Origin of the sequence: Dietzia timorensis (genome assembly GCF_020742175.1) — a bacterium.
GTDB lineage: Bacteria > Actinomycetota > Actinomycetes > Mycobacteriales > Mycobacteriaceae > Dietzia > Dietzia timorensis_A.
Genome location: NZ_DYXM01000263.1, coordinates 1 through 9,008 on the forward strand (window position 1 = coordinate 1; position 9,008 = coordinate 9,008).

The window sequence follows — 9,008 nt, forward strand, 5'->3', positions numbered from 1 at the left end:
CTCAACTCGGTCAACCCGGCCGCAGTGATCGCCCCCTCGGCCTAGTCGCCCCGGTCCGCGAGTTCCAGACGGTCGACGATCTCGGCGACCCGGTGAGCGTCCGCTCCCGCGAGGCCGCGAATGGGCCTGGGCAGGCTCGGCGCGGCGACGAGCCCGAGATGCTCCGCGATCGCGGCGGTGACGCGGAGACTCCCGTGTTCGGCCATGAGATCCCATACCGGTCGCAGGCGCTCCGACGCCGCGAGCGCCTTGTCGGCGTCGCCGGTGAGTGCGGCACGGGCGATCTCGATCGCCGGCGCGGGCAGCGTGCCACCGAGAACCGAAAACCAGGACTCGCAGCCCGCGAGGAGCCCTGCGGCGCCGAATCCGTCTCCGGAAACTCCGAGCGCCACGCCTGAAGGGATACGTACGCGCAGCTCGGACACGCGCTGCGCCGCCGCGCCAGGCTCCTTCGGCACCCCGGGGAGCTTGATCGCGGCGACATTGGCGAGCCGCGCCAGCGCCGCGTACAGCTCGTCGGTGAACTCGAAGCCGGTAGTCGACGGATTGTCGTACACCACCAGCGGAACCGAGAGCTCACGGTCGACGTCCTCGTACAGCCCATACACATCGTCGGCGGTGAGCGGCTGGTAGGACACCGGTGCAAGGAGGACGGCGTCCGCCCCGGCAGACTGGGCATCGTCGACGTGGGCAAGCACATGCTCGGTGCGTAGAGCCCCCACCCCGACGATGACCGGTGTTCCTGCCGCCCGCTCGACGGCCAGCGAGGCGATCCGCGCCCGCTCTGCGCGGTCGAGGTACATATAGGAACCGGTCGAGCCCAGCGCGCCGATCGAGTCGACACCGGCGGCCACCAGCCGATCGATCAGCCCGGCGAAGGCCACCTCGTCGACGCCATCGCCACCGACCGGCGTCAACGGAAAAGCGCTGAGTCCTTCAAACATCCGTGTCCTCCTCGATCGCCGGGACCGCCGCTTCGACGCGGACCGTTCACACGAGCCCGTGCGAACCGGCGTAGGTTACATAATCAGGCTATATAGGTGACAGTACGTCCCTCCGCGGGACCGGTGTACTGCGCCGTGATTCGAAAGGAATATTGCGTTGACCATTCGCTATGTCGCAATCGGAGACAGCTTCAGCGAAGGAGTGGGCGACGAATATCCGGACGGAACGCCGCGAGGTTGGGCAGATCGCCTTGCCGGCGCGCTCGCCGCGGTACAGCCCGAGCCTGTGTACTACGCGAATTTCGCGATCCGCGGGCGCCTTCTCGATCCCATAATCGACGAACAGCTCGACGTCGCGCTGTCGCTCGACCCGCTCCCCACCCACCTCACCCTCAACGGCGGCGGCAACGACATGATGCGCCCGAAGCACGACATGGCGCATCTGGTCGACCTCACCCGGGGAGTCATCGAGCGTTGCTGCGAAGCCGGGGTCACGCCCGTGATCCTCAGCGGCGCGGACCCGTCTTCGCGCCTGCCCATGGGCAAGCTGCTGCACCGCCGGGCCGGAATGCTCACCGACGCGATCTCCGAACTCACCGCCGAGACCGGCACCACGTTCGTCGACGCCTTCCACGACACCGAGATTCGCAAAGCCCACTACTGGTCGGGCGATCGACTCCACCTGGGCCCCGGCGGACACGCGCGCGTCGCCTCGCTCGTGCTCGAGGCCTTCGAACTCTCACTCCCCGCAGACGAGGAAACGGTGGTGACGGAGGCGAAGCGGAGCCCGCTCGGCGAGGTGCGGTATTACCGCGAACATGTCCTACCCTGGGTCGGGCGCCGACTCACCGGACGGTCCTCCGGCGACGGCCGTGAGGCGAAATTCCCGAACTGGACGCACATCGAACGGCCGATAGGAGAAGAAGAGGAGACTCGATCAGCGTGACCATCCGCTACGTCGCGATTGGAGACAGCTTTACCGAGGGCGTCGGGGACGAGTACCCGGACGGGACGCCGCGAGGCTGGGCGGACCGTCTCGCCGAGCAGCTCGCCGAGAACCGCGGCGAGCCCGTGCACTACGCGAACCTCGCGATCCGCGGCCGTTGTCTCGGCCCCATCGTCGAGGAGCAACTCGAGACCGCGCTCGCGCTCGACCCGGCGCCCACGCACCTGTCGGTGCACGGCGGCGGCAACGATTTCCTTCACGCCCGCATCGACGAACGTTCGCTCGTCGAACTCGTGTGCCACGTCGTCAACCGTTGCAACGAAGAAGGAGTTCGCCCGGTACTCCTCAGCGGCGCGGATCCGTCCTCCCGACTCCCCTTCGGCCGGGTTTTCCACCAGCGTGCCGCCGACTTCACCGTCGCGACCAAGCAAGTCGCCGAGGATTTGGGCGCGGCGTACATCGACGTGTTCAACGATTCCGCCATCCGCGACGCCCACTACTGGTCCCCGGACCGTCTCCATCTCAACCCCGCCGGTCACGCGCGCGTCGCGTATTTGGTGATGCGCGAGATCGGTCTCGACTCCGGCGAGGTCGAAGCGCCGCCCGGTGTTCGCCACACGCGCGGTGCGCTTGCCGAGGCGCGCTACTACCGCGAATACGTCTGGCCGTGGGTCGCGCGGCGGCTCACGGGGCGCTCCACCGGCGATAATGTCACCGCGAAGTTCGCGGATTGGAAGATCTTCGAGCCCGCGCGCGGCTAGCGGCGGGCGTTTCCACGGCGTCCGGCGTCATAGGTAAAAAGAGCGAGCAAAACGAGCAAAACGATAGTTACGCGCACAAGCGTGACTGTGACCAGCATTACACCGAGACTTGTGTCACATACCTGCCGGAGCAGAGGCGGGTTCAACAGCACAGAACGATCGAATCGAGTGAGTAATGCTGGTAGTTCTCGGCCTCGCAATGGTCGCCGTATTCATGTACCTCATCATGAGCAAGCGCGCGACGCCCGTCGTGGCGCTTCTCCTCGTCCCCGTGGCCTTCGGTCTCTTCGCCGGAGCCGGCCTCGGGGTCAGCGACATGATCATCGATGGCATCAAGGACCTCGCGCCCACCGCCGCGATGCTCTTCTTCGCGATCATCTTCTTCGGCATCATGATCGACGTCGGTCTCTTCGACCCGATCGTGCGAGGCGTGATCAGACTCGTCCGCGAGGATCCCGCGAAGCTCGTAGTCGGCACCGCTATCCTGACCTCGGTTGTCTCCCTCGACGGTGACGGTTCCACGACCTTCATCATCGTCACGTCCGCGCTGTTGCCGCTGTACCTCAAGCTCGGCGTCTCCCCCGTCGTGCTCACCGTGGTCGCCGGCCTCGCCAACGGCACGATGAATATCCTCCCGTGGGGCGGACCGACCGCGCGAGCGGCCGCTGCCCTCAATATCGACGTCTCCGAGATCTTCCTCCCGATGATCCCCTCGCTCGTCGTCGGCATGCTCGTCGTCTTCGGCTTCGCCTACCACCTCGGCCTCATGGAGCGCCGCCGCATCGGCAAGATCGAGGTCCGCGAGTCCGTGCTCGTGTCTGCGGCATCGCCGTTCGAGAAGCGCAGCACCGAGTCGGTCGCCGCCGTCGGCGGGTCCAGCAGCGAGTCCACGTCGTACTCATCCGTCGCCGTCGCCACGCGCCCCAGCGACACCACCCACGCCCATGACGGCGGAGGGCGCACTCCCACCGGCGGATCCGGGTACGGCACGGACGCGGGCAGCGATAACGGGACGGGCGGCTCGCACGGCGGTTCGGACTCCGAGGGCAACGCTTTCGGCGGGGTGCTCGATCCCGACCGCGACACGCTGCGCCCGAAGCTCCTGTGGGTCAACGCAGCGCTGACCATCGCGCTGCTCGTGGTCCTCGGGCTCGACATCGTCGCGATCCCTGTGCTGTTCATGATCGCCTCGGGTCTCGCGCTGGTGATCAACTTCCCGCGGGTCAAGGACCAGCAGGACGCCATTACCCGCCACTCCTCGTCGATCGTGTCGGTCGTGGCGATGGTGCTCGCCGCGGCCGTGCTCACCGGCGTGTTCACCGGAACCGGTATGGTCGACGCGCTCGCCCACTGGCTCACCGGCGCGATCCCGGACTTCATGGGCCCGCGCCTGGCGATGGTCACCGGCATCCTGTCGATCCCGATGACCTTCCTCATGAGCAACGACGCCTTCTACTTCGGCGTGCTCCCGATCCTCACCGAGACCGCGGGGCAGTACGGAATCACCGGCGCCGAGATGGCCCGCGCGTCCATCACCGGCCAGCCGGTCCACATGCAGAGCCCACTGGTGCCGGCGATCCTCCTGCTCGTCGCGTTGTCCTCGGTGTCGCTGGCCGACCACCACAAGAAGGTGCTGTGGCGCGCCGTCATCGTGTCGGCGGCGATGCTGCTCGTCGGTGGACTCGTCGGTGTGATTCCGTTCTGATCGCGCTGCGCGTGCGCCTATTCTGACCCCATGACCCAACACGAGATGAAGACGCGACCGGCCCGGCGGGCTGGTCGCGTCTCGCTTGTCGCGCAGATCCTCGTGCTGCAGGTCCTCGTGCTGGTCGCCAGCCTCGCCGTCATCGCCACATGGCAGATCAGCCGCACCGACGACAAGTTGCGCGAGGAGTACGCAGAACGAGCGCTGGCGGTGTCGCGCGCCGTCGCCAGCGACCCGGAAGTCAGGGAAAAACTGTCGGCGACTTCAAGCCTCGATGTTCCACCCGAGGAACTCGTCGGCGGAGACATGCAACGGATGGCCGTCGACATCGCTCGCCGTACGGGCGTGCTGTTCGTCGTCATCGCCAATCGCGAGGGGATCCGCCTCGCGCACCCCGACCTGGACAAGATCGGGTTCCACGTCTCCACGGATCCAAGCGGCGTTCTCGATGGCGAGGAAATCCTCGACACCGACCGGGGAACCCTCGGCGAGTCTGTGCGCGGCAAGGCGCCGGTCCGCGATGTCGACGGACGGATCGTGGGGTTCGTGAGCACGGGCATTTCCACGCAGGAAATCGCCGACGAGGCTCGCGGCGACATCGCCGTCACCATCGGCATCGCCGCCTTGGCGTTGTTCGTCGGTATCACGGCCTCGTGGCTGCTCGCGCGCCGTTGGCGGCGCCTCACTCTCGGGCTCCAACCCGACGAGCTCGTCGACCTCGTCACCGATCAGCGAGCCGTCCTCGGTTCTCTCGCCGATGGCGTGGTGGCCATCGGGCGCGACGAGCGCCTTCGCGTGATCAACGATCGCGCCCGCGAGTTGCTCGACATTTCGGCGCCTGTCGGAACGCCGAAAGACGAACTCTCCCTCTCCCCTCGTCTTCTCGGGCTTCTCAATGATCCGAATCCGCGACCGATCGCCGCGGGCGTCGGAGAACGGATCGTGCTCGCCTCCTCGCACCGGGTCACCGTCGACGGGCGGGATCTCGGCGTCGTCCTGTCCGTCATCGACCGCACGGATATCGAGCAGCTGAGCCGGGAGCTCGATTCGATCAAGTCGATGAGCGAGGCGTTGCGCGCCCAGCGCCACGAAACGGCGAATCGCTTTCACGTCCTGTCCGGCCTCCTGCGGCATGGGCACAGCGACGAGGCTCTCGAATTTCTCACCGAGATCATCGGGCGGCGTGGCGCCTCGGAGCCCTCCGGTTTGGACAATGTCGCCGAGCCCCATCTGCACGCCTTCCTCGACGCGAAGACGTCGCTGGCGCGCGAGCGCGGCGTGGAGCTGAGCATCGGCGGACAGACGTGGGTTGCCGGCGCTCTCGTCGATCCCGTGGCGGCGACGACTGTCCTCGGTAACCTCGTCGACAATGCCATCGACGCGGCCGCCGACGACCTCGGCCGGGTCGAGGCCGGCGATGAGATTCGCGCGAAGGTAGAAGCCGAACTCGTCACCGACGACGGCACGTTGTGGATCACCGTGGCGGACTCGGGACCCGGAATCGGCTTCGACGACCCGGCGCAGGTATTCGTCGAGGGTGCGACGTCCAAGCCGGATGACGTGCCCGGCGGACACGGGATGGGGTTAGCGCTGGCGCGGCAGATTTGCCGCCGCGCGGGCGGTGATATCCAGGTCGTCGACCCGGGCGGCGGTCCGGACGGACTTGGTGGCGCGGTGTTCGTCGCGGAACTTCGCGACGTGATCTCGGAAGGGTAGGGACGAAAAGCAATGGATTCGGCCACGGGCGAGCTGGGCGTACTCATCGTCGACGACGATTTTCGGGTCGCCAGGCTGCACGCCGCTATCGTCTCGGCGATGCAGGGATTCACTGTCGTCAGCCAGGCGGGAACAATCGCGGAGGCACGCGCCGAGTTCGCCGCGGCTCCTCGCGGCACCATCGATCTCGCGCTGCTCGACGTCTATCTCCCCGACGGTTCCGGGATCGATCTCGTCGCCGAGTTCCCTTGCGACAGCTTCGTCGTCGGCGCCGAAACCGATAGCGAGGCGGTCCGCCTGGCGACCCGTTACGGTGCACTGACCTACCTCATCAAACCGTTCGACGACACCGAACTCGCGCGCCGGCTCGCAGGCTACCAGCGCTACCGCGCGCTCCTATCCGAGGGAAATATCGACCAGAGGCGGGTAGACGACGCGCTCGCGGCCATTCGGTTCGGCATCGCCCGCCGCGACCGCCCCCAGCAGACTTCGCCGACGGAGGAACGCATTCTCGCGCTCTTCACCGAGGCCGGCACCGGTCTCTTCGCCGACGACGTTTCGGAAGCGATCGGCATCGCTCCCCCGACCGCTCGGCGCCACCTCGCGCAGCTCGTCTCCGCAGGCCGACTCAAGATGACGCTGCAGTACGGCGGGACCGGCCGCCCGCGCCAGGAGTACCACCTCGATACGGGCCGTTGAGAATGGCCTCGCCGAAACGCCCGCGCTAGTCGCGCGCCGCGTCCAGCGCCTGCGCGAAGTCGGCGATGAGATCATCGGGATCCTCAAGACCGACCGACAACCGGAGGTGCCCATAGGTCTGGAATTCCTCCGGGTAATGCTCGGCCCCGCCCCGACCGGACGGCCCGACGTGCACGATAAGCGTCTCGTCGTGCCCGATCGACACGGCCGAGGTGGCAATACGAAGCTCGGCGACGAAGCGATTCTGCAGATCGCTGTCGCCGTCGAGCGCGAAGGCGAGAACCCCGCCGAATCCGAAATCGCCGAACTGCCGACGCGCGAGCTCGTGCTGGGGATGCGACTCGAGCCCGGGGTAGGCCACGTAGGCGATAGCGTCCTGCTCGGACAGCCACCGCGCGACCTTCGCCGCCGACTCGACGTGTTGGCGCAGCCGCAGCGGCAGCGTCACCGAGCCGCGCATGATCAGCCACGCGTTGAACGGCGAAATGATGCCGCCGACATCGACAAGCGCGTCCCCGCGCACCCGCGCCACGAGTTCGGACCCGCCGATCACCGCGCCGCCCATGGCATCGCCGTGACCGTTGATGTACTTGGTCAACGAATGGATCACCAGATCCGCGCCGTCCGCGAGCGGACGGTACAAGGGCGGCGGCGTAAAGGTGGAGTCGACCGAAAGCAGAGCTTCGCTGTCATGGGCGATCTGGGCCAGCGCCGCGATATCGGCGACCCTCGTGGTCGGGTTCGCGATGACCTCGACGTGCACCAGCTTGGTGTTTTCGCGCATCGCCGCGGCCACTGCGCTCGGGTCGGAGGCGTCGACGAACGTCGCCTCGACTCCCATCCGCTCGGGCAGCAGCTCGTCGAACAGGCGCCACACCGCCTCGTATGTCACGTCGGAGACGACGACGTGGTCGCCAGGCCGCAGCAGCGTGAAGAACGTGCCGTGCAGCGCCGCGACGCCGGTCGCGAACACCGCCGCCGCGTCACCGCCCTCGAGCGCGGCAAGCTTGTCCTGCAGCGCGGACTGGTTGAGCGCGCCATTGCGCGTGTACACGAGCCGATCGGCCGTGGACCAGTCCATGCCGGACGGGTCCTCGGGAAGCAGATAGGAATTCGCCATGACGATCGGCGTGCGCACCGCCCCGGTATCGGAATCGATTCGGTTGCCGCCATGCACCGCCCAGGTCGCATCGCTCACGGTCGTGGCGTCGTGCTTATCCGGCGCGTTCTCCCTCATTGCGTTCCCACCTTCCGCATTTAGTCAATGCAACCAGTATGACGCCGGAGGAAGGTGGCCCTCATAGCGGCCGCGCATTCGCGGTTCTTCGAACACGAGGCACCCAGGGCTCGACGGGCACAAAAAAGTGTCGGCCCACCGGATTTCCGGTGGGCCGACACTTGATTCTCGGTGGAGCTAAGGGGATTCGAACCCCTGACCCCCTCACTGCCAGTGAGGTGCGCTACCAGCTGCGCCATAGCCCCGTATTTACTTGAGTCGGTGCGATGCCGACTCGAAAAACTCTACAACAGGCGGATCGGGGGAGCCAAATCGCGGACGGGCGGGGTGCTCCGTTCTCGGAACTTCCCCGCCCGCCGAGCGGACGCGAGGTCCGCCGTCATCGCCGGTGTTACGCGGCCATCGCCTTCTGGACCCAGGTCGGGTCGCCGATTTCGAGCTTCTCGCCGTCCTTGGCAACGGTCGGTGTCGCCATGTCGAGCCCCGAGTCCTGCAGCGCCTGCTGCGACGCCTGCGCGGTTTCGGTGGCCTTGTCGAGGTTGTCGGCGCCCTCGGCGCCGATTCCCTCGATGCACTTGACCGACTCATCCCCGGCACCGGCGGACTTCGCGTCCTCGGCGATCTCGGATTGGGTGCGGTCGCCACCGCCCTCGGCGGGCTGGTTGGTGAACCACGCCGAGCGCGCGTCGAGGTAGGTCTGAAGATCCTCGTTGACCGCGACGCACTGGGACGCGGCGATCATGCGAGTCGAGTAATCGCCCTTCGCCGACTGCTGGTCGAGGAAGTTGACGTAGTGATGGACGACCTGCAGGTCCCCGGCCGTGACGGCCTCTGTGATCTGCGCACCGGACTGCTCCTCCATCGCGCCGCAGGCGGGACACATGTAGTCCTCCCACACGTCGATTTTCGGAGCTTCGGGATCGCCTACGGTCACGGCGCCGTCTTCGGAGATGGAAATCTGCGGGTCGGCGGTTTCGGCGAAATTAAGGGACACGGCCTC

General features: G+C 67.0%; 8 protein-coding genes and 1 tRNA gene. 5 read left to right on the plus strand and 4 right to left on the minus strand.

Going from position 1 to position 9,008, the window contains the following annotated elements; translation table 11 throughout:
• Nucleotides 1–41: 41 nt before the first annotated feature.
• On the minus strand, nucleotides 42–944 hold the full coding sequence (locus K8V11_RS13605) for a dihydrodipicolinate synthase family protein (protein WP_303915382.1): 903 nt from the start codon (nucleotides 942–944) through the stop codon (nucleotides 42–44).
• A gap of 157 nt (nucleotides 945–1,101) precedes the next feature.
• Between K8V11_RS13605 and K8V11_RS13610 the strand changes: the two genes are divergently transcribed.
• The 5 genes from K8V11_RS13610 to K8V11_RS13630 all read left to right on the plus strand — a co-directional run bounded on the left by K8V11_RS13610 (nucleotide 1,102) and on the right by K8V11_RS13630 (nucleotide 6,771).
• Nucleotides 1,102–1,890 (plus strand): SGNH/GDSL hydrolase family protein, encoded by a 789-nt coding sequence (locus K8V11_RS13610; RefSeq protein WP_303915385.1) that lies wholly within the window; start codon nucleotides 1,102–1,104, stop codon nucleotides 1,888–1,890.
• Nucleotides 1,887–2,651 (plus strand): SGNH/GDSL hydrolase family protein, encoded by a 765-nt coding sequence (locus tag K8V11_RS13615; protein WP_303915389.1) that lies wholly within the window; start codon nucleotides 1,887–1,889, stop codon nucleotides 2,649–2,651. The genes K8V11_RS13610 and K8V11_RS13615 overlap by 4 nt, the downstream gene beginning before the upstream one ends.
• A gap of 175 nt (nucleotides 2,652–2,826) precedes the next feature.
• Nucleotides 2,827–4,356 carry a CitMHS family transporter gene (locus K8V11_RS13620; RefSeq protein WP_303915392.1) on the plus strand — a complete coding sequence of 510 codons (1,530 nt, stop codon included), beginning with the start codon at nucleotides 2,827–2,829 and terminating at the stop codon, nucleotides 4,354–4,356.
• A 30-nt stretch (nucleotides 4,357–4,386) separates the two neighbouring features.
• Nucleotides 4,387–6,072 (plus strand): ATP-binding protein, encoded by a 1,686-nt coding sequence (locus tag K8V11_RS13625; RefSeq protein ID WP_303915395.1) that lies wholly within the window; start codon nucleotides 4,387–4,389, stop codon nucleotides 6,070–6,072.
• 12 nt (nucleotides 6,073–6,084) lie between these two features.
• Nucleotides 6,085–6,771 carry a response regulator gene (locus tag K8V11_RS13630; RefSeq protein ID WP_303915398.1) on the plus strand — a complete coding sequence of 229 codons (687 nt, stop codon included), beginning with the start codon at nucleotides 6,085–6,087 and terminating at the stop codon, nucleotides 6,769–6,771.
• 25 nt (nucleotides 6,772–6,796) lie between these two features.
• Here the strand turns inward: K8V11_RS13630 and K8V11_RS13635 are convergent, their stop codons facing one another.
• The 3 genes from K8V11_RS13635 to K8V11_RS13645 all read right to left on the minus strand — a co-directional run.
• Nucleotides 6,797–8,008 (minus strand): PLP-dependent aspartate aminotransferase family protein, encoded by a 1,212-nt coding sequence (locus K8V11_RS13635; RefSeq protein WP_303915401.1) that lies wholly within the window; start codon nucleotides 8,006–8,008, stop codon nucleotides 6,797–6,799.
• 172 nt (nucleotides 8,009–8,180) lie between these two features.
• Nucleotides 8,181–8,253, minus strand: a tRNA-Ala gene (locus tag K8V11_RS13640).
• A 146-nt stretch (nucleotides 8,254–8,399) separates the two neighbouring features.
• Nucleotides 8,400–9,008 (minus strand): thioredoxin domain-containing protein (locus K8V11_RS13645; RefSeq protein WP_303915404.1); only part of this gene is annotated, 609 nt, incomplete at its 5' end.

Coding starts and splice junctions, on each gene's coding strand:
- K8V11_RS13630 (WP_303915398.1), top strand. CDS start 6,085: ATGGATTCGGCCACGGGCGAGCTGGGCGTACTCATCGTCGACGACGAT.
- K8V11_RS13635 (WP_303915401.1), bottom strand. CDS start 8,008: ATGAGGGAGAACGCGCCGGATAAGCACGACGCCACGACCGTGAGCGAT.
- K8V11_RS13625 (WP_303915395.1), top strand. CDS start 4,387: ATGACCCAACACGAGATGAAGACGCGACCGGCCCGGCGGGCTGGTCGC.
- K8V11_RS13620 (WP_303915392.1), top strand. CDS start 2,827: ATGCTGGTAGTTCTCGGCCTCGCAATGGTCGCCGTATTCATGTACCTC.
- K8V11_RS13605 (WP_303915382.1), bottom strand. CDS start 944: ATGTTTGAAGGACTCAGCGCTTTTCCGTTGACGCCGGTCGGTGGCGAT.